The sequence below is a fragment of the Roseicella sp. DB1501 genome (assembly GCF_013112485.1).
Classification (GTDB): domain Bacteria; phylum Pseudomonadota; class Alphaproteobacteria; order Acetobacterales; family Acetobacteraceae; genus Paracraurococcus.
In genome coordinates this window covers 148,062-168,798 of sequence record NZ_JABFHG010000003.1, presented here as the reverse complement: position 1 = coordinate 168,798, position 20,737 = coordinate 148,062, and the positions used below count along the sequence as shown (strand labels likewise).

Below are 20,737 nucleotides of genomic sequence, written 5' to 3'. Positions count from 1 at the left end.
TGACGAGATGCGTCCCCGCGGCGGCGTCAGAGCCCGTGCATCACCTGCCGCGAATTGCCCCGTCGCAGGTTGCGCAGCCGCGCCAGTGCCCAGAGCGGGAACAGCCGGGCATAGCCATGGTAGCGGAGGTAGAAGACTCGCGGGAAACCCGTGCCGGTATAATCCTCCTCAGGCCAGTCGCCATCGGCGCGCTGCTGGCGCATCAGCCACTGCGCGCCGCGCTCCACTGCCGGGTCGTCCACCGCGCCGGCCGCCATCAGCGCCAGCAGCGCCCAGGCGGTCTGGCTCGCCGTGCTCGGCCCCATGGCGAGATCGGTATCGGCGCGGGTGCCGCCGCAGCGCGGATAGGTGAAGCCGTCCTCGCCCCAGCCGCCATCCGCGTTCTGCCGCGCCTTCAGCCAGGCGACGGCCTTGCGCATGGCCGGATGCTCGGGCGCCAAGCCGGCGGCGTTCAGCGCCGTCAGCGCCGACCAGGTGCCGTAGACGTAATTCACGCCCCAGCGGCCGTACCAGGACCCATCCGGCTCCTGCTCGGCCAGCATGTAGTCGATCGCCGATCGCACCGCCGGGTGGTCCGGCCCATGGCCGAGCTGCGCCAGCATGGCGAGGCAGCGGCCGGAGACGTCGCTGGTCGGCGGGTCGAGCAGCGCGCCATGGTCGGCGAAGGGGATGGAGTTCAGGTGGTGATGGGTGTTGTCGGCATCGAAGGCGCCCCAGCCGCCGCCCTTCGACTGCATGCCGACCACCCAGTTCGTGGCGCGGGAGACCGCCTCGGCCATCCGGCGGCCGGCCGGCCCGATCTGCCGCTCCGCCCGGTCGAGGGCGAGCACCACCACGGCGGTGTCGTCCACATCTGGGTAATGCGGGTTGGCGTATTGGAAAGCCCAGCCGCCCGGCGCCACACCCGGCCGCGCCTCGGCCCAGTCGCCGGCGACATCGGTGATCTGCCGGTCGAGCAGCCAGGACAGGCCGCGAGTGACCGCCGCCTCGGCCCGGGGATCGCCGGTCTCGAGCAGCGCATGGCTGACCAGGGCGGTGTCCCAGATGGGCGAGAGGCAGGGCTGGACGTAGCTCTCGCCGGGATTCTCCTCCGGCGTGCCGGCCTCGGGCCGGTCCAGTACCAGCTTCTCGACCGCCGACCAGGCGGTGACCACGCGCGGGTCGTCCTCCGGCACGCCGAGGCAGTGATACATCCAGATGGCGTTGGCCATGGCGGGGTAGATGGCGCCGAGCCCGTCCTCGCCGTTCAGCCGCTCAGTCACGAAGGCCTCCGCCTTCGCCTCGGCCCGGGCGCGGGCCCCGGCCGGGAAGTGGTGCTGGGTCCGCTGCAGCACCCAGTCCAGCGCGGCGAACAGCGTCTTCCAGGGCTCGGCGGCATGCGCCCCGCCGGGCCAGCGGCGCACCCGCTCGGGCGGCGTGCGGAACAGCTCGCGCAGCGAGACGCCGGTCGGCACCAGGGGCGTCGGCCGGCGCGCCATCACCACCGTCAGCGGCACCAGCACGGTGCGCGCCCAGTAGCTGACCTTGGAGAGATGGAAGGGGAACCAGCGCGGCAGCAGGCAGATCTCGGGCGGCATCACCGGCACGGCATGCCAGGGCACCTCGCCGAACAGCGCCAGGGTCGCGCGGGTGAAGACGTTGCTCCGCTCCGCCCCGCCGGCGGCGAGGATCGCCGCTCGGGCGCGCGCCATATGCGGCGCCTCCGGCGCGTCGCCGATCAGGCGCAGCGCGAAATAGGCCTTCACCGAGCAGGAAACGTCGAGCGGCCCGCCATGGAAGAGCGGCCAGCCGCCGCCGGCGGTCCTGGTCTCCTGCGCCTGGATGCGGCGGAGATAGCGGCCGATCCGCGCCTCCCGCGCCGGATCGCGCCGGCCGAAGAAGCGCCGCAGCATGATGTACTCGGCCGGGATGGTGGCATCCGCCTCCAGCTCGAACACCCAGTGGCCATCCGCCTGCTGGCAGCGCAGGAGGTGGTCGGTAGCGCGCCCGATAGCGGAATCGAGAGCGGTCCCGGAATGGCCCTCGATCAACCCCTCGGCGAGAGCGAAGTCCGGCCGCGCCGCTGCCGCGGCAAGGTCCTGCATTTTCGACAACGCGAACATACTCCTTGCCAGCCCCGTCGTGCCCGCCCCGCGAGGAGGGCTGCGCCGATGCGGCATGGCGCCATTCCAGATCGCATACGTCCGTTCTTCGCGCTTGCGAAGACCGGCTCGGCATATGGTGCGACTTTAATGCGGCACTGTGCCTTGGTGCGAGGTCACACTGGTCCCGGATCAGTCCGCGGCCCGGCCTCTCCTTTCCACATGCCGCCACGGCCACGCCACTCGGCCAGGGCCGAGTCCAGCGTGAACGCCATGTAGGTGGCGGCGATGCCCGGCAGGAGCAGGCCGCGCAGGGGCGAGAGGCCGAATCGCCGCAATGTCGGCGCGAAAGCCACAGCCATGGCGAGCCAGGCCAGGCCCCCGAGCAGCGCCGCCAGGCCATCGGCCAGCAGCGCCAGCAACGGCGGCGCCAGGAAGACCAGCGCCAGCGCCAGCATCATCCCGGCCAGCGCCACCAGCCGGTAGCCGAGCTGGGCATAGGCGGTGCGGGCGACCATGCGGCGGATCGGCCCCACCGTCTCATAGGGGCGGAGGCTCTCCACCCGCTCCGTCAGCCCGGTCCAGATCGGCCCCACCGCCTTCATCCGCCGCGCCAGGGCGCAATCGTCGATCAGGGCGCCGCGAATCGGCGCCAGGCCGCCGGCGCGCTGGAAGGCCGCGCGCTCCAGCAGCACGCAGCCGCCGGCCGCGGCGGCGGTGCGGGCGCGCGGGTCGTTCGACCAGCGGAAGGGGTAGAGCATCTGGAAGAAGAAGATGAAGGCCGGGATCAGCCAGCGCTCGGCCGGGCTCTCGCAGCGCAGCCGCGCCATCAGCGAGACCAGCACCCGCCGCTCGGCGGCGGCACGGCGGACCAGCATCCGCAGGCTGTCCGGCGCGTGGCGGATATCGGCGTCGGTGAGCAGCAGGTAGTCCGGCGCCCCATCGGGTGTCGCATTGGGCGTCTCGGCGAGCGCCGCCCCGAGCCCCTGCTCCAGCGCCCAGAGCTTGCCGGTCCAGCCCGGCGCCCGCGGGCCGCCGCGCAGCACGGTCAGCCGCGGGTCGCCGGCGGCGGCGGCCCGCGCGGCCTCGCCGGTGCCGTCGGTGGAGCGGTCATCCACCACCACCAGCCGGAACTCTCCCGGATAGTCCTGGGCAAGCAGCGAGGCGACGGTCGCGCCGATCGTCGCCGCCTCGTCGCGCGCCGGAACCACGGCGGCGACGCGCGGCCAGGATGGCGGGTCGGGCAGGCGGGCGGCGTCGCGGTCGTCGTTGCGCGCCAGCCAGAAGAAGCCGCGGCCGAGCAGCAGCACCGCCCAGGCAAGGCAAGCGGCCAGGGCGATCCAGAGCGTCATCGCAGCATGCCCTCGGCGCGGAACCAGGCGAGGGCATCCGCCACGCCCTCCTGCCAAGGCCGGGCGCGGTAGCCAAGCACCCGCTCCGCCTTGGCCGAGGCGAAGTACATGTGGTGGCCGGCCATGCGCAGCCCGTCGCGGGTCAGCATCGGCTCCCGCCCCGTCACCCGCGCCGAGGCCTCGGCGGCGAGCGCCAGCGGCCAGAGCGGCGCGCGCGGCAGCCGCACCGGCGCCCGGCGGCCGAACAGCCCGGCGATATGGCCGAGCAGCGCGCCGAGCGGCACGTCCTCGCCGCCCAGGATGTGCCGCTCGCCGACCGCGCCCCGCCGCAGCGCCGCGACGCAGCCGGCGGCGACGTCCTCGACATGCACGAGGTTCAGCCCGGTATCGACATAAGCCGGCATCTTCCCACGCGCCGCCTCCAGGATGACGCGGCCGGTCGGGGTCGGCCGGCGGTCGCGCGGCCCGATCGGGGTGGAGGGGTTGACGATCACCGCCGGCAGCCCGGCCTCGGCCACCAGCCGCTCGACCAGCCGCTCCGCCTCGGTCTTGCTGCGCTTGTAGGGGCCGATCGCCTCCTCCGGCCGGGCGGCATCCGCCTCGGTCGCCGGCCGGCCATCGGCGCGCGGCCGGAGCGTGGCGACGGAGGAGACATGCACGACGCGCCGGCAGCCGGCGGCCTGTGCCGCTCGCATCACTGCCTCGGTGCCGGCGACGTTCACCGCCGTCATGCGCGCCGGGTCGGGCACCCAGATGCGATAATCGGCGGCGCAGTGGATGAGCGCGTCGCAGCCCCGCGCCGCGGCGGCGAGGGAGGCGGCATCGGTCAGGTCGCCGGGCGCGAATTCCACCGGCACGCCCGCCAGCACGTCGCGCGGCGTGCCGGGCCGGGCCAGGACCCGCACCGCATGCCCCGCCGCCGCCAGGGCGCGGGCGATGGCGGAGCCGAGGAAGCCGGTCCCGCCGGTCAGCATCACGCGCTCCCGCCCGGCGCCCCCGCCGGGCGGCGGCGCCTCGTTCGGTCCAGAGGATGTCATGGGTCCGGGTTGTGGCCCGGCCGGGGCCACATTTCCAGCCGGCTTGATCCGCGGCCCCGTCGCCGCCCGGCCGGACGGCGTGGTAAGCCCCGCGGCATGCGCCCCCTTCCCCGCCGCCCCCTGTTCCTCGCCGCCGCGCTGCTGCCGCTCGCCGCCCGGACGCGCCCCGCCCTGGCCCAGGCCGCGGCGGGCTCGCCCACCGCGGTGATCGAGGGCTTCCACGCGGTGCTGCTCGACATCATGCGCAATGCCCAGCGCCTCGGCATCCGCGGCCGCATGCAGCGGCTGACCCCGGCCATGGGCACGGCCTTCGACCTGCCGGCGATGACCCGCATCTCCATCGGCCCGGCCTGGACCCAGATCGCGCCGGCCGAGCAGGAGGCGCTGATCCGCGCCTTCTCCGAATGGTCGATCGCCACCTTCGCCAACCGCTTCGACGGCTATGCCGGGGAGAGCTTCCGCATGGAGGGCGAGAGCGAGCTGTCGAACGGCGACCGGCTCGTGCGCTCCATGCTGGTCCGGCCGCGCGACGAGCCGGTGGCGCTGAACTACCGGTTGCGCAACGCGGGCGGCGCCTGGCGCGTGGTCGATGTCTATCTGAGCGGCACGGTCAGCGAGCTGGCCAGCCGCCGCGCCGAGTTCACCACCCTGCTGCGCGAAGGCGGCGCGCCGCGGCTGACGGCCGAGCTGCAGCGGCGGACGCAGGCGCTGCTCCGGGGCTGAGCCTGTGCCGTGCGCGCCGGGACCGGCCGGCCCCATCCTGATGTGGGGCCGCCTCGGCGCCGCGCTGCTCGCCCTCGGCCTTCCGGGCTGCTCCCTCTCGGGCGCGATCGGCGCGCACAGCATCGACTACAACCACAGCGTCGAGGTGGCGACCGACACGTTGCTGGTGCTGAACCTGCTGCGGGCGCGCGACCGGGCGCCGCTGCACTTCACCACCATCGGCGCCATCCACGGCGCCTTCACCCTCTCGGCCGGCATCGGCTACGACCTGACGGCGGTGAACAACGGCGTGCAGCCGGCCGGCCTCGTCGCCACCAATCCGAGCTTCGACATCGGCCCGCTCGACCGCCAGGAATTCGCCCGCGGGCTGCTGCGGCCGATCGACCCGGCGCTGTTCCGCCTGCTCGCCGATCGCGGCCTGCCGGATCCTCTGCTGCTGCACCTGCTGGTCGCGCGCTTCGACGAGGGGCCGGGCGGCCGCAGCATCCCGAACGACCCGGAAAGCCCCTCGGCGGAGGAGTTCGCCGCCATGGTCGAGCGCCTGACGCGCTACGGGCGCCTGCAATTCAACGGTTATACCCGCCTCGTCCCGCTCGGCCCGCGCCTCACCGCGGCGCAGGCGGCAGCGCCCGAGGTGCTGGCCGAGCTGCGCCAGCCCGGCATCTCGCTGCGCCCGGACGGGCCGGGCTGGCGCATCTACCGCCCGGTCGGGCAGCTCGCCCTCTGCGTCGCCGGGCCGGACGGGCGCTACCAGGCGCTGGCGATGGACAACGAGGCGCCGCAGATCTCGCCCATGGCGCAGGCCGGCAATCCCTGCACCGCGGAGGAGGTGGCGGACCCGGCCATCACCCCGGGCCATGCCGCGGCGCCTGGCTTCGGCTGGTATCTCCGCTCGGTGGACGAGCTGATGCGCTATCTCGGCGCGGTGCAGCGGCGGGAGGAGGCGGGCCGGCCCTACCGGATCCGCGTCGGCGAGGCGACGCCGCGCCTCTTCCGCCTCTGGCCCGCGCCGCCGCCGCGCCCGCGCTTCGCGGTCGAGTATCGCGGCCAGCATTGGTGGGTGGCGGCGCAGGACGACCGGGAGGACATGACCCTCTCGGTCCTGGCGCTGACCGCCGAGCTGCTGAACCTGCAGAAATCGGCCGGCGAGATCCCGAGCACCGGGACGCTGCGCCTCGTGCGGTAGAGCGTGATCGCCTGAGGTGGACCACCGAAGGCGAGACTCACGCGATCAAACAGCGGCCTGGACCATGATCCGCGACCCTGTGCGGGCGGATCATGGTCCAGGGCGGGTGCTGCCCAGCCTCAGCCGGGCGCCAGGCCGAGCGCCTGGTTCAGCCGGCTGCGCGCCCGGCCGACCTCGACCTCCGCCCGCGCATCCACCGCCGCCGCCTCGATCTGCAGCTGCCGGATGCGGAAGAGGTCGAAGGCGCCGATCTCGCCCGAGCGGAAGGCGGTGCGCCCGGCGGCGAGCTGGCGCTCCGCCACCTCGCGCCGGTCGGCCGCGAGCTGCCGCGCCCGCTCGGACGCGGCAAGGGCGAGACGGGCCAGCCGGACCTCGCCCTCCACCAGGCGGCGCGCCTGCAGCAGCTCGCCCTCGGCCCGCGTGCGCTCCGCCTCGGCATCCGCCCGCCGCGGCGCGTTGCGCGCCTCGGTCGGCAGCGGGATGCGGACGCGGAGGCCGAGCGAGGTGCCGTTCTCGGTCAGCGGCCCGCCCTGGCCGCGAGTGAAGAGGCCGAGCTCGGGATTGTCGATCGGCGTCGCCGCCACCAGCCTGGCGCGCGCCTCGGCGGTGGCGAGCGCCGCCTCGGCGGCACGGATCGCCGGATGCGCCTCGCCATTCGCCGGGCCGGCGAGCGGCCTCGGCGTGCGGCCGCCCGCCTCGAAGGCGGCCTCGCTGCCGCCGGTCAGCGTGCGGTAGGCGGCGCGGGCGGCGGCCACCGCCGCCTCGGCGCGGGCGAGCTCGAACTCGGCGGTCAGCTCCTCGTTGCGGGCCAGCAGCGCCTCGGTCGCCGGGATATCGCCGAGCTCGACGCGGCGCTGCACGTCGCGGCCGATGTCGCGCGCGGTGGCGAGCCGGTCGCGCGTCACGCCCCATTCGCGCTCGGCCAGGCCGACCGCCCAGAAGGCGTCGCGGAGCTGCGCGGCGAGCTCGAGCCGGCGGAGCGCGAAGCGGCGCTCCTGCTCCTCGACACCGGCATTGACCGTGCCGGCGAGGGCGCTGCGCTGGCCGGGCAGCCAGAGCGGGGCGCCGATCTCGACATCCCATTCATTGGCCAGGCGCGGGCCGCGCGTGTCGGAGCGGAAGGAGCTGCCGATGGCCGGCGAGCCGGCGATGGGCGAGCGGACCTGGGCGTCGCGCGAGCGCACCGCGTCGCGCTGGCCGCGGATCGCCCGCGCCCCGGCATCGATGGCGAGCGCGGCATCGAGATCCTCGGCGAGGCCGGCCGCCTCCGCCGGCGCGTTGCGCACGGCCGCCGCCGGAGCCGGAGCCGGCCTCGGATGGCTGCGCTGCGCGCGGCGGTTGGGCGGCGCCTTGGGGGGGGTCTCGGGCGGCGGCCGCACCACGGGGGGCAGGATGCGCGTCGAGGGGTTGCCGGCCTCGGGAAAGGTCGGGAGCGGCGGCCGCGACAGCGGCGTCTGCTGCGCCAGCGCGCCGCGGGGATCGGTGGCCAGCAGCGCCGTGGCGCCGGCCAGGGCGAGGAAGGCCAAACCCGGGAGAGAGCGTCGCATGGTGGTTACTTCGCCACCACCGGCTGGTGGCTGGCGGCCGAGGGTGGCGGCGGCAGCGGCGTCCCGTCGGCGGCAGCCGAGGAGGGCGGGTCCGCCGTCTCGTCCGACGCGCCGCCCCGGACCGCGAAGCGGGCGTAGAGGATCGGCAGCAGCACCAGGGTGAGGACGGTCGCGGTCACCAACCCGCCGATGACGACGACGGCGAGCGGCCGCTGGATCTCGGAGCCCGGCCCCTCGGCGAAGAGGAAGGGCACGAGGCCGAAGGCGGCGATGGTCGCGGTCAGCGTCACCGGCGTCATGCGCCGCTTCGCGCCCTCCAGCACCGCCTCCTGCAGGCCGAGCCCGGTCTCGGCAATCAGGCGGTTGATATAGGAGATCAGCACCACGCCATTCAGCACCGCGATGCCGATGAGCGCGATGAAGCCGACCGAGGCGGGGACGGAGAGGAACTCGCCCGAGACATAGAGGCCGATGACGCCGCCGATGGCCGCGAAGGGCACGTTGCAGAAGACCAGCAATGCCTCCCGCACCGAGTTGAAGGTGAAGTAGAGCAGCAGGAAGATGAGGGCGAGGGCGATGGGCACGACGATGGCCAGCCGCGCCGAGGCGCGCTGCTGGTTCTCGAACTGCCCGCCCCATTCCAGCCGGTAGCCCGCCGGCAGCTTCACCTGCTGCGCGACCGCCGCCTGCGCCTCGGCGACGAAGCCGACCAGGTCGCGGCCGCGGACGTTGGAGAGGATGGTGGCGTAGCGCTGCGTGCCCTCGCGGATCACCTGGATCGGCCCTTCCTCCTCGGTGATCTTCGCCACCTGCGAGAGGGCGACGGTGCGGCCGCCGGGCAGGGCCAGCATGACGCGGGAGAGATCGGCCGCCGAGCGGCGCAGGCTGCCCTCGCCGCGCAGCACCAGCGGGATGCGGCGCTCCTGCTCGAGCACGATGCCAAGGTCGCGGCCATCCACCCAGACGCGCAGCGCCTGCTGCACGTCCCGGACGTTGAGGCCGAGCCGCCCGACATTGAAGCGGTCGATGGCGACCTTGAGGTACTTCATGCCCTCGTTGCGCAGGGCGAAGACCTCCGAGGAGCCCTGGATGCCCTCGACCACCTTCTCGATCTCGGTCGCGATCCGGTTGAGCTCGGGGATGGAGTAGCCGAATACCTTGATCACCACGTCGCCGCGGGCGCCGATGATCATCTCCTGCACCCGCATGTCGATCGGCTGGTTGATCGCGTAGCTGATGCCCGGGATGTGGTCGAGCACCTTGCGGAGCTCGTTGACGACGAAATCGGGGTTCTTCGGCTCGCGCCACTCGGAGCGCGGCTTGATGTCGAGGAAGTGGTCGCTGTCGTTCAGCCCGACCGGGTCGATGCCGATCTCGTCGGCGCCGGCGCGACCCATCATGCCGCGCACTTCCGGCACCGCGGCCATGATCTGCTGCTGGATCACCAGGTCGGTCGCGGCGGCGGATTCGACGTTGATCGTCGGGTGCTTGCGCACGGTGATGACCGGCGTGCCCTCGTCCATCACCGGCATGAAGGTGGAGCCGATGCGGGTGAAGAGGAAGCCCGCCAGCACCAGCCCGGCCAGCGCCGCCGCGCCGACCTTGAACGGGTTGCGCATCGCCCAGCCGAGGAAGGGGTCGTAGACCCGGTGCAGCAGTCGCACCAGCCAGGGCTCCCGCGCATGGCCGCCGACCTTGAGCAGCGTCGCGGCCAGGGCCGGGACGAAGGTGAGCGAGATGAACAGCGCCGAGCAGAGGGCGAAGGCGATGGTCAGCGCGACCGGCGCGAAGAGCCGCCCCTCCAGCCCCTGCAGCGAGAGCAGCGGCAGGAAGACGGTGATGATGATGATGACGCCCGAGACCAGCGGCACGGCGACCTCGCGCACCGCCTCGGCGGTGATGCGCATGCGGCCGAGATAGTCGGCCCGTCCATGCGCGGTGCCGAGCTTGTGCGCCGTGTTCTCGACGATGACGACGGCGCAGTCCACCAGCAGGCCGATGGCGATGGCGAGGCCGCCGAGCGACATGATGTTGGCCGAGATGCCGGTCATGCGCATGATGCCGAAGGTGCCGAGCACCGCTAGCGGCAGGGAGAGCGAGACGACGAGGGCGGCGCGCAGGTTGCCGAGGAAGAGGATCAGCAGCACGACGACGAGGGCGATCGCCTCCAGCAGGACCTTCTGCACGGTCCAGACCGCCTTCTCGATCAGGTCGTTCCGGTCGTAGAAGATGTCGATCTTCACGCCCTCGGGCAGGGTCTTCTGGATCTCCGCCAGTTTCGCCTTGGCGTTGTTGACCACCGTCTTGGCATTGGCGCCGCGGATGCCGAGCACGATGCCCCAGACCGCCTCGCCCTCGCCGTCGCGGGTGACGACGCCATTGCGCGCCAGCGCCCCGAAGCGGACATCGGCGACGTCGGAGACCCGCACCACGCCGGTCGGGTGGGCGGCGACGACGATGTGGCGGATGTCGTCGAGGTTGCGGATGCGGCCCTCGGCGCGCACCAGCAGCGCCTCCTCGCCGTCCCGCACCCGGCCGGCGCCGTCGTTGCGGTTGTTCTCGCCGAGCGCGTTGGCCAGCATCTCGGTGGTGATGCCGCGCGCCGCCATCGCCGCCGGGTCGGGCGCGACCTCATAGGTGCGGACGAAGCCGCCGAGGGTGTTCACGTCGGCGATGCCGGGCAGGCCGCGGAGCTGCGGGCGGATCACCCAGTCGAGGATGGTCCGCCGCGCCATGGGCGAGATGCTGCCGCCCTCGAGGGTGAACATCAGCATCTCGCCAAGCGGCGTGACCACCGGCGCGAGCCCCCCCGAGATCCCGTCCGGGAGCTGCGATTCCAGGTCGTCCAGCCGCTGGTCGACCTGGGTGCGGGCCCAGTAGACGTCCGTGCCGGGGGCGAATTCGAAGGTCATCAGCGCGATGGCGTAGCGCGTGATGGAGCGGATCCCGACCAGGTTCGGGATGCCGCGCATGGCGATCTCGATCGGGTTGGTGACCTGCGCCTCCAGCTCCTCGGGCGGCAGGCCGGGCGCCTGCATCGCCACCAGAACCTGCGTCGGCGAGACATCAGGGAAGGCGTCGATGGGCAGCTTGCGATAGGAATCGACGCCCCAGACGATCAGCCCGAGGGTGACGATGAGCACGATCAACCGCTGGCGCAGCGCCAGCTCGACGAGACGTCCGAGCATGGCGGTTCAGCCCCCGTAGACTTCGGTGAGTTCGGCGAGCAGGGTCAGGATGCCGCGGGTGGCGACCTGGTCGTCCAACGTCAGTCCGGCCCGGATCGAGGTGTTGCTCGGGGATTCCGAGATCACCGTCACCGGCTTGGCGCGGAAGCCGTCGGCGGATCTGACGAAGACCCAGGAGCGGCCGGCATGCCGCACCACCGCCCCGGCCGGCACGCTCCATTGCGGCGTGCCGTTCGGGCGCAGCGCGACGGCGGCGGTCACCACCTGGCCCGGGCGCAGCATCTCCGCCCCGTCCGAGACCTCGACCACCGCGGTCACGCTCTGCGTCGCCGGATCGACGCTGCGGCCGAGGCGGATGACCTCGCCCTGCGCGGCGGTGCCGGGGATGCTCATCCGCGTGCCGGGCTCGATCACCATCGCCTGCGGCAGCGGCACCTGCAGGTTGACCCAGAGCGGCTTCAGCCGGGCGATGGAGAACAGCGGGGCCGAGGCGGCGACGCGCTCGCCGGCGCTGGTCCGGGTCTCGAGCACCACGCCGTCCTCGGGCGCGGTGACGGTGAGCGCGGCGGCCATGCGCCGGCTCTTGCGCAGCGCCGCCACGTCGCTCGCCGCCATGCCGAGGAGCGAGAGCATCTGCTCGCGCTCCTGCAGGTTGGTGCGGGCGAATTCGTGGTCGGCGCGCGTGGTCAGCAGGCGCCGCTCGGCGATGATCCGCTCGCGGTACATCTGCTCGTCGCGCGCCAGGCGCTGCTTCGCCAGCTCCTCGGCCGAGAGGGCCTGCAGATAGGTGCGCTGCGCCTCCAGCAGGTCAGTGCTGCGCAGCCGGGCGAGCGCCTCGCCGGCCTTCACCGGCTCGTTCGGCGCGACCAGCACGCTCTCGACCAGACCGGCCGCCGGGGCGGCGACGATCCGCAGCTGCTGCGGCGGCACCGCCACGGTGCCGGGCAGCATGGTCTGCGCCGTCCCGGCCTCCGCCTGCACGCGGGTGACATCGATGCCGGCGGCGCGGGCGCGCCGCTCATCCATCGGGATGAGAATGTCGCTGACCGGCCCCTCAGCCGCTCGGGCAGCCATCGTCAGCACGAGCGAGGCCAAGGCCAGCATGCCGAGCCAACGCCGCGCCGCATTCCCAGAAACCACAGATTCAGCCCCCAACATGCCGGGATGGGAGGCGCACGGCTCAGCACCCATAGCAGTGCGCACCGATGGACGAAGGCACGCGTCGGCTCAATTTGGGTCCGTTTTCACCGGACGCGCCGTCTTGCGACGGTCTGCAACGCCGGCCGACGCGCCGGATAATGGACACTTTGTAAGGCTTTTCAACCCTCCGGGTCTGGCCTGGGCATCACGCAGCCGAGAAGGATGCCCCTCGTCACCGGCGCGACGGTCGGCTGCGGCCTCGCCATCGCCCACCGCCCCAGGGCCAAGCTCGGGGCCAAGGGTGCTGGTCGCCGATCGCACGACGATGGAAGGAGCGATCGACGCCTTACCTGCGGGCTTTGCCGAAATCGACCTATTGGTGAACAATGCCAGCCTGGCTCGCGGGCTGGAACCGGCGCCGTCCACTTGGCTGGATGATGGGGAGGCCATGGTCGATACCAAGGTAAAAGGCCTGCTCTACATGACCCGCGCCGTGCTGCCGGTGCGCCAGAGCTTCGCGCCGCTGCGTGTCCTTCGCGAATGAACAGCGTGTCCGGCTTCTTCATCCCGCCCTATCCCGAGCGCCCGAAAACCCGCCTGCCGCTGCCCGAGCTGCTGCGGCGGGCGCGGCGGAGCTTCCTCGAGGTCTGGCTGGACGCGCATTTCGAGCAGGAGATCATCCCGACGCGGCTGCTGGCGCGGCGGATCCTCATCTGCAACAGCCCGGACAGCGTGCAGGACGCCTTCATCGACCAGCACGCGGCGCTGGAGCGGAAGAGCCCGCAGATGCGCCACGCGCTGGAGCCGCTGCTGGGCGACGGGCTGTTCATCTCGGACGGGCTGGTCTGGAAGGAGCGGCGGCGGGTGGTCGCCGCCGTCACCCATCCCTCGCGCCTTGCCTCCCTCACCCCGGTGATGACCGAGGTCGCCGCGGAGTTCCGCGAGGCCTGGCGGGCGCGGCCGGCCGGGCAGCCGATCGACCTGCTCGCCGCCATGGGCCAGCTCGCGGCCGAGGTGATCTGCCGCACCCTCTTCGGCCGGCGCCTCGGCGGCGAGGCGGCGGCGACGGTGGTGCAGGCCTTCGCCCGCTACCAGGCGCGGATCGGGCATCTCGACCTGTTCAGCGTGCTCGGCCTGCCGGACTGGCTGCCGCGGCGGCGCGGCGGCGTGACCGCGGAGGTGCGGCGCATCCACGACGTGATCGAGGGGCTGGTGCAGGAGGCCATGCAGGGCGGCGAGACCTCGCTGATCCGCGCCATGGCCGAGGCGGCGCTGCCGGGCAGCGGCCGGCCGATGGATGCGACCGCCTTCCGCAACGAGGCGGCGACGCTCTTCATGGCCGGGCACGAGACCACGGCCAACGCGCTGGCCTGGGCCTTCTACCTGCTTTCCCAGGCGCCGGCGGCGGAGACGCGGGCGGTGGCCGAGGCGCGCGCCCTCGGCGGCCGCGCCGCCGGCTGGGACGATCTGCCGCGCCTGCCCTTCCTCCGCGCCGTGGTCGAGGAGACACTGCGTCTCTACCCCCCAGTACCCCTGCTGGCGCGGCAGGCGCAGGAGGCGATCGAGATCGGCGGCCATGCGGTGCGGCCCGGCGACCTTGTCATGGTGGTGCCCTGGCTGCTGCACCGGCACCGGCGCTGGTGGCGCTGGCCGGACCAGTTCCTGCCCGACCGCTTCCTGCCCGGCGGCCCGGAGCGGCCGCGCCATGCCTACGTCCCCTTCAGCCTCGGCCCGCGGGTCTGCACCGGCATGGGCTTCGGCCTCGCCGAGGCGGTGATCGTGCTGGCGACGCTGCTGCCCGCCTTCCATCTGCGCCTCGCCCCGGGCGCCCAGGTCTTCCCGGTCTGTCGGCTGACCCTGCGGCCGGGCGAGACCCTGCCGATGCTGCTGACGCCGCGATGACACCGCGCCGCTGGCTGGTGGGCGGCTTCGACCGCAGCGTCGTCGCGGCCATGCGGCACCTGCCGACGCCGGCCGGTCAGGCGCTGGCCGGGGCCATCGCCCGGCATGTGGCACCAAAACTTTATCCGCGGCTGGACGCCATGGCGCGGGCGGCGGTGCCGCGGCTGCGGCCGGACCTCGCCCCGGACGCGACGGTCGCGGCGCTATGGGATGCGACCACCCGCACCGCCTGCGAGGTCCCTTGCTACATCCGCCTGCACGACGAGGGGCGGGTGACGACGCGGGGCGAGGCGACGCTGCTGGCGCTGCACCGGGACCGGCGGCCGGTGATCGTCGCCGGGCTGCATCTGGGCAATTGGGAGATCCTCGGCCTGGCGGCGCATCGGCTCGGCATCCCGGTCGCGGTGGTGCACGACCCGCCGCCGGCGGCCGAGTTCCGCGGCCAGCTCCTGGTGCGCGAGCGCCTGCGTGCCGGGGCGCGCCTGCTGCCGCTCGGCCGCGAGGCGACCTGGCCGGCGCTGCGGGCGGTGCGCGAGGGCCGCGAGGCGCTCTACATGCTGGTGGACGAGGTCACCGAGGGCCGGGTGATGGCGCCGCGCCTCGGCCGGGCGGAGCCGCTCGGCGGCAACCTCGTGCAGGCGGTGAAGCTGGCCCGGCTGGCGGGCGCGGCGATCCTGCCGGGCTATGCGCTGCGCCTGCCCGGGCCGGCGGGCGACCCGCGCTTCGAGGCCTGCTTCCTGCCGCCGATCGAGGTGCCGCGCACCGCCGACCGGGCGGCGGATGTCGCGGCGGGCGCCGCCGCGCTCGACGCGGCGATCGCCCCGGCGGTGCTGCGGCATCTCGAGCAGTGGTTCCCGCTGCTCTACTGGCGCTGATGCCAGTGCGGAGGCCAATGCGAGGACCGGGGCGGGCTCAGCGCTGCGGCCGCGGCTTCTCCTGCCTGCCCGCGGCGCCGGTGGTGCGGAACAGGTCGTAGGCCGGCTTGCGCTCGCCGCGCGGGCCGACCAGGCCGAACCAGTTCTCGGTATCCGTGCGGCTGCCGCCCTTGTCGCGGTAGGAGTACCAGAAGATCGGCCCGGCCCAGGGCTCGCGGCTGACGCGGTCGATCGCCTGGCGGAGGATCTCGGCCTGGGCTTCCGGCGAGACGGCGTTCTTGCCGCCATCGGTCGGGGCGCCGAATTCGGTCAGCCAGATCTTCTTCTCGCCGTCGCCCTGCTCGACCATGATCTGGCGAATGTTGCGCTCCATGATGTCCCAGCCATTCCAGGGCACCGCGTCCCGCGGCGTGAGGGGCCAGGAATAGGGGTGGAAGCCGAGGGCGTCGAAATGCCCCTTGCCGCCGCTCGCATACATCCCCTTCACGAAGTCGATGGCGCCGGTATGGTCTCGGGCCGTCTCCGGCGCCGGGGACAGGCCGCCCGAGACGATGAAGCAATCGGGGAATTCGCGCTTCAGCGCCGTGTAGGTGTCGCGCATGACGCGGGTGTAAAGCGCCGCGTTCGGCGGGCTGCCCCAGATGTCCTGCAGGTTCGGCTCGTTCCAGATCTCCCAGTAGCGGATCCGGCCGCGGAAGCGGCGGGCGGTGGCCAGCGCGTAGTCGATATAGGCGCTGCGGTTGCCCTCGAAGCCCATGCCGCCGCTATCGGCGACGAAGGAAGGCATGCCGTGCAGCTCGGCCAGGACCTCGAGACCATGCCGCTTCGCCGCGGTCACGATGGCCTCGAACTTGTCGAAGTCGTAGATCGGCCGGCGATAGGGCTGGATGTGGTCCCACCAGAAATCGGTGCGCAGCCAGGTGGCGCCGAGCCGCGCATAGTCGGCGATCTGCTGCTGCATGTCCGAGGGCGAATTTCCCAGCAGGTCCTGCAGCGGCGTTGCCAGGCCGAGCTCGACCCGCTTCCCGGCCGCGGCGGCCGGCGCCGGCGCGGCCTTCTGCCGGGTCTGGGCCAAGGCCGGCCCGGCCAGGAGGCTGGCAAGACAGCCCTTGATCAGTGCGCGTCGCATCTTGCTCCTCCGTCCGCGTCGTCGTCCCGTGCCGGTGGAGCGGTCGCGACAGCCTGCCGTTCCGTACCGACACGCCATTGTCGCGTCGGGCGGACCGGCCAGGGAAGCGGCAACGCCCAGCGCGGCGGCCTGGCCCGAAGGCCGGCGGGCCGCGCCCGGCGCCGCGATCCCCTTGAGATGTGGCCGGTTTTCCGCCGCTGTCCAAGCCTTGCCGGCCCGGCATGGCACAAGCGCTCGTGTCCGGACAGGATAACGCCCGGCCGCGACCCATGGCAGGTCCCGACCGGGCGAGAGGCGCCGCCGGGCCTGCGGGCCCGGCGGGAAGGCACAGGGTCGACTCAGGCGAAGACCATGTCGGCGGCGGCGATCTTCGTCACATGCGCGAGGAAGACGTTGTCGCCGGCCGAGTCATAGGTGACCTTGAGGCCGGAGACGCCGTTCTCGGTCGCCAGCCTGGTGGTCACGCTGCCCGAGGCGATGCCCGTGAAGCGCAGCTTGTCGCTGCCCGAGGCGAAGTCCTCGATCACCGCATGGCCGCTGTCCTGGGTGATGATGTAGAGGTCGTTGCCGACGCCGCCGGTCAGGTCGGCCGTGCCCTTGCCGAGGAAGAAGCTGTCGGAGGCAGCCCCGCCCGTCGCCGTCACCGCGCCGGCGCCGGCATGCAGCACCAGGCGGACGGTGCCCTCCACGGTGACGGTGTCGGTGCCAGGGCCGACATAGACATCGGCGGTTGAGTATTTGCCGTTGTAACCAGCGTTGAACAGGCTGCCATTGTTGCTCGTATCGTACTGATCGAGCGTGGAGACGCTGGCCGCGGTGACCTTGACGGTGTCGTTGCCGGACCCGGTGGTGATGAGCATGGTGTTGCCCGAGCCCGAGGCATCGGTATGGGCCAGCCAGGTGATGAGGTCGTTACCATTGCCGGTCGTGATGGCGCCGCCCTTCGCGGCGACCGCCATGACGTCGAGCCCGGTGCTGCCCGCCGCGCGGAGATCGAGCTGCACCTGCTTGAAATTGTCGACCGCGAGATGCGTGTTGTTCGTCGCCGCCCAGCTGGCCGGCGCGGATTTCACGGTGTCGACCGTGCCCCAGGAGGCGGTGGCGCGGAAGGCGTGGTAGTCCTGGCCGCCATAGGTGAGGTGGCTCTCCGAGACCTTGCTGTCCTGCCCCCAGGTTCCGACGGTGCCGAACTGCATGGCCGGCGCGGTATCGTTGCTCGTGCCAGAGGATTTGGCGAAGGTGAAGTTGGCCGGGCCGTTCGCGCCGAGCGTCGCGGTGCCGCTGGCGAGCGCGGTGCCGTTGAAGGTGATGCCGTCGACATGCAGGTTGCGGTCCTTGTCGGCGGAGCCGCCCCAGATATCGTTGAGGAAGGTCACGGTCACGGTGTGGTTGCCCGCGCCCCAGTCGCCCTTCACGGTGATGGTGTCATCGCCGCTCTTGTAGAGGGCGCCGGCGGTCTGGGTGTCGCCGATCTGCTTGCCGTCGACCGCGATGGTGTATTGCGCGCTGCCCTGATAGGCTTCCTGCGAGATCTTCAGCACCAGCGTGTCGCTGCCGGTGCCGAGGGTCTTGGTGATGGCGCCGTTGGTATCGACCGCGGCCTTGGTGAAGGTGAAGTTGGCCGGGCCGTTCGCACCGAGCGTCGCGGTGCCGCTGGCGAGCGCGGTGTTGTTGAAGGTGATGCCGTCGACATGCAGGTTGCGGTCCTTGTCGGCGGAGCCGCCCCAGATGTCGTTGAGGAAGGTCACGGTCACGGTGTGGTTGCCCGCGCCCCAGTCGCCCTTCACGGTGATGGTGTCATCGCCGCTCTTGTAGAGGGCGCCGGCGGTCTGGGTGTCGCCGATCTGCTTGCCGTCGACCACCGCGATGGTGTATTGCGCGCTGCCCTGATAGGCTTCCTGCGAGATCTTCAGCACCAGCGTGTCGCTGCCGCTGCCGAGGGTCTTGGTGATCGGCGTGGTGTCCGTACCGGGGGTTATGGTTCCGGCGCCGTTCTTGAACACGTCGTAGGCGGCCTTGTGCGAGCCATCGGTGCGGATGAGGCCGAAGAAGCTCTCGGTGGAGTAGCCGGACCAGCTGCCGCTGCCGCGATCCTGGTAGGAGTAGTAGAGGAGCGGGCCGGCCCAGGCGGTGTTCTGCTGGAAGGTGATGGCCTGCTGCAGCATCGTGGCCTGGTCGGCCTCGCTGACGGCGCCGCTGCCGCCATCGGTCGGGGCGCCGAACTCGGTCATCCAGATCTGCTTGTCGGCATCGCCGTTGGCGACCATCAGGTCGCGGATGCCGGTCTGCATGATCTGGAAGCCGTTCCAGGATGCCGTGTTGTTCGGCATGAGCGGCCAGGAATAGGGGTGGAAGCCGAGGGCATCGAAATAGTCCGCGGCGCCGTTGGCGTACATCTGCTGCAGGAAGGAGACGGCGCTCTGCCAGCCGCTGCCTGAATCCGGGGCGGGGGAGAGGCCACCGGAGATGACGAAGTCGTCGGCATCGACGGATTTGATGGCGGTGTAGGCGGCCTTGAGGATCTGGGTATAGGCCGCGGCGTCGGGCTGGCCGCCCCAGAAGCCGGAGAGGTTCTGCTCGTTCCAGACTTCCCAGTAGTCGACCTTGTCGCCGAAATGCTCGGCGGCGGCCTTGGCGAAGCCGGCATAGGCCGAGACATTGCCCGCGACGCCGCCGCTGTTGATGACCCAGGAGGGCAGGCCGAGCAGCTCGCCGATCACCTTCAGTCCCTGGGCGTTCGCTGCGTTCACCACCCGATCGAGGGTCGACCAGTCATAGCCGCCATTGGCGGTCGGCTTCACCAGGTCCCACCAGAAATCGGTACGGACCCAGGTCGCGCCGGCTGCCTTGTAGTCCGCCAGCTCGGCGGCCAGCTGGGCATCGGTGCCTCCCGTCAGCTCGCCGAGCGGCGTGGCGAAGCCGAGCGAGCCCAGGGTCGAGGAAACTGCCATGCGTGTTTGCCTCCGTTGGAAGGCCTGAGCTTCCACTTATGGTTGAATAACTCAGGCTCCAGCACGACTAACACGACGATTTTACAACCACAAAGAAAAAATCACGGATCAGTTATGATCATTGTCAATCAATAATTTTGCTGTCGGTGCGGTGATCGCTTATTCTTCCGGACCCGGACTGTCCGCTGGCCACCCATGACCTCCGCTCCAGCCCCCCGCCGTCCATCCATGGTTGATGCTGCCTCTGCCCAGCGCCCTCGCGTCCAAGCCCACCGGGCGCGACGGGCATGGCGGCAATGGCATGGCCCCGGGAAGCCGGTTCTCACGGGATGCTGAACCGTCGCGTCGGCGCGGGCACGAGCCGGCCATCACGCGCCGTTCATGCAGGGAGACTGAACGTGACATGGAATCACGCAGCGCGTCATTGTCGGAGTGATTGTGCCTGTGGCACACGCATCGACATGGCTGCCACTGCTCAGAGACGTCGATGACAGAGCCGCGATCCATCTTACACAACGTGCAGGTGCTGCGCTTCATCGCCGCCAGCGTGGTCCTGTTCGGCCATGTCCAGCATGAGGCGATGGAGCTGGGCTATGCCAGGCCGGATACCTTCGGCCTGCTGTCGGCGATCGACTGGGGAATGGGCGTCGACCTGTTCTTCATCATCAGCGGCTTCATCATGTACCTGATCGGCAAGGACGAATTCGGTCGCCGCGGCGCGCCGGGCAAGTTCATGAGCCGCCGCATCCTGCGCGTGGTGCCGCTCTACTGGTGCTTCACCCTGGCGATGATCGCGGCGCTGACCCTGATGCCGGGGCGCGTCACCGCCGGCATGTCCAGCCCGCAGCACATCATCGCCTCCTTCTTCTTCCTGCCCTGGCCTGGCCCTTCGGGCGAGTTGCTGCCGGTCCTCGCCCTTGGCTGGACCCTGAATTTCGAGATGCTGTTCTACGCCGTCTTCGCCCTGGCCCTGCGCTTCGAGCGGAAGACCGGCATCGCCGTCCTGCTGGCCGCCTTCGCCGGCCTGATCCTGCTTGGCATGCTCGTGCCCGCCACGGTCTGGCCGCTGCACTTCTGGGGCAGCCCGATCATCCTGGAGTTCCTCCTCGGCATCGGCCTGGCCATGCTCTATTCCAGAGGCTGGCGGCTGCCGATGCCGACGCGCGCCCTGCTGGTCGGCGCTGCGGTCGTGCTGACGATTGCCTTCGGCTTCTCGGCCATGGCGCATATCGCGCCGGACCGCGCACCCTTCGAGACGCCATCCCGCCTGATCCGCAACGGGTTGCCGAGCCTGCTGCTGGCCGCCGGCCTGATCCTGGGCAGCCAGCCGGCCCGGATCGGTCCGATCGGGCGGTGGCTGCGCCTCGGGGGCGACGCCTCCTACTCGCTCTACCTGTCGCACCCCTTCTCGATCAACATCTTCGCCATCCTCTGGCGCTGGCTGCGTATCGACGACCCTTGGGCTTTCGTGATCGCGGCGAGCATCTTCGCCATGGGCGTCTCCATCGCCGTCTATTACGCGCTCGAGAAGCCGATCCTGCTGCTGCTACGGCAGCAGCGGCCACGCCCCCGGGTGGATCCGGTGGCCGCAGCGCCATGATCTGCCTCCGGCCCCTGCGGCCGGAG

General features: G+C 71.8%; 14 protein-coding genes. 6 read left to right on the top strand and 8 right to left on the bottom strand.

The genetic code is table 11. The features are described 5' to 3' along the window. Window positions 1-26 precede the first annotated feature (26 nt). The 3 genes from shc to hpnA form a co-directional block, all read right to left on the bottom strand. Window positions 27-2,102, bottom strand: coding sequence for a squalene--hopene cyclase (gene shc / locus HJG45_RS07070; RefSeq protein ID WP_408902012.1), 2,076 nt, complete (start codon window positions 2,100-2,102; stop codon window positions 27-29). A 155-nt stretch (window positions 2,103-2,257) separates the two neighbouring features. Next, window positions 2,258-3,433, bottom strand: coding sequence for a glycosyltransferase (locus HJG45_RS07065; RefSeq protein ID WP_171611402.1), 1,176 nt, complete (start codon window positions 3,431-3,433; stop codon window positions 2,258-2,260). Then, the gene (gene hpnA / locus HJG45_RS07060) at window positions 3,430-4,407 is read right to left on the bottom strand and encodes a hopanoid-associated sugar epimerase (RefSeq protein WP_254452340.1); all 978 of its coding nucleotides are present in this window, start codon (window positions 4,405-4,407) and stop codon (window positions 3,430-3,432) included. The genes HJG45_RS07065 and hpnA overlap by 4 nt, the downstream gene beginning before the upstream one ends. Window positions 4,408-4,566: 159 nt before the next feature. Between hpnA and HJG45_RS07055 the strand changes: the two genes are divergently transcribed. Continuing rightward, window positions 4,567-5,193, top strand: a complete 627-nt coding sequence (locus tag HJG45_RS07055; RefSeq protein WP_171611400.1) for an ABC transporter substrate-binding protein — start codon at window positions 4,567-4,569, stop codon at window positions 5,191-5,193. A 40-nt stretch (window positions 5,194-5,233) separates the two neighbouring features. After that, window positions 5,234-6,379 carry a hypothetical protein gene (locus HJG45_RS07050; RefSeq protein ID WP_171611399.1) on the top strand — a complete coding sequence of 382 codons (1,146 nt, stop codon included), beginning with the start codon at window positions 5,234-5,236 and terminating at the stop codon, window positions 6,377-6,379. Between the two features lie 119 nt (window positions 6,380-6,498). Here the strand turns inward: HJG45_RS07050 and HJG45_RS07045 are convergent, their stop codons facing one another. The 3 genes from HJG45_RS07045 to HJG45_RS07035 are packed head-to-tail and all read right to left on the bottom strand — an operon-like array spanning window position 6,499 to window position 12,218. After that, a complete protein-coding gene (locus tag HJG45_RS07045; RefSeq protein ID WP_171611398.1) occupies window positions 6,499-7,926 on the bottom strand; it encodes a TolC family protein in 1,428 nt (475 codons plus the stop codon). Window positions 7,927-7,931: 5 nt separating this feature from the next. Next, complete coding sequence (locus HJG45_RS07040) at window positions 7,932-11,114, bottom strand: efflux RND transporter permease subunit (protein WP_171611397.1); 3,183 nt, start codon at window positions 11,112-11,114, stop codon at window positions 7,932-7,934. A 6-nt stretch (window positions 11,115-11,120) separates the two neighbouring features. Further along, window positions 11,121-12,218, bottom strand: a complete 1,098-nt coding sequence (locus HJG45_RS07035; RefSeq protein ID WP_171611396.1) for an efflux RND transporter periplasmic adaptor subunit — start codon at window positions 12,216-12,218, stop codon at window positions 11,121-11,123. Window positions 12,219-12,555: 337 nt separating this feature from the next. On the opposite strand from HJG45_RS07035, the gene HJG45_RS07030 reads away from it, so the two are divergent. From HJG45_RS07030 to HJG45_RS07020, 3 genes are read left to right on the top strand one after another with little or no spacing between them, the layout of a single operon-like run. Then, a complete protein-coding gene (locus tag HJG45_RS07030) occupies window positions 12,556-12,798 on the top strand; it encodes an SDR family NAD(P)-dependent oxidoreductase (protein ID WP_217362856.1) in 243 nt (80 codons plus the stop codon). A 5-nt stretch (window positions 12,799-12,803) separates the two neighbouring features. Beyond that, a complete protein-coding gene (locus tag HJG45_RS07025) occupies window positions 12,804-14,156 on the top strand; it encodes a cytochrome P450 (protein WP_368040532.1) in 1,353 nt (450 codons plus the stop codon). Beyond that, window positions 14,153-15,031, top strand: a complete 879-nt coding sequence (locus HJG45_RS07020; protein WP_171611395.1) for a lysophospholipid acyltransferase family protein — start codon at window positions 14,153-14,155, stop codon at window positions 15,029-15,031. The genes HJG45_RS07025 and HJG45_RS07020 overlap by 4 nt, the downstream gene beginning before the upstream one ends. A gap of 37 nt (window positions 15,032-15,068) precedes the next feature. On the opposite strand, the gene HJG45_RS07015 is transcribed toward HJG45_RS07020, so the two are convergent. Beyond that, entirely contained in the window at window positions 15,069-16,160 is a 1,092-nt protein-coding gene (locus HJG45_RS07015; protein WP_171611394.1) for a cellulase family glycosylhydrolase, read from the bottom strand. Between the two features lie 338 nt (window positions 16,161-16,498). Next, window positions 16,499-19,111: a carbohydrate-binding domain-containing protein gene (locus HJG45_RS07010; protein WP_171611393.1), complete on the bottom strand. Its 2,613-nt coding sequence runs from the start codon at window positions 19,109-19,111 to the stop codon at window positions 16,499-16,501. A 487-nt stretch (window positions 19,112-19,598) separates the two neighbouring features. Here HJG45_RS07010 and HJG45_RS07005 point away from each other — a divergent pair, with 487 nt between their 5' ends. Continuing rightward, a complete protein-coding gene (locus tag HJG45_RS07005; RefSeq protein WP_171611392.1) occupies window positions 19,599-20,711 on the top strand; it encodes an acyltransferase in 1,113 nt (370 codons plus the stop codon). Window positions 20,712-20,737: the final 26 nt, after the last annotated feature.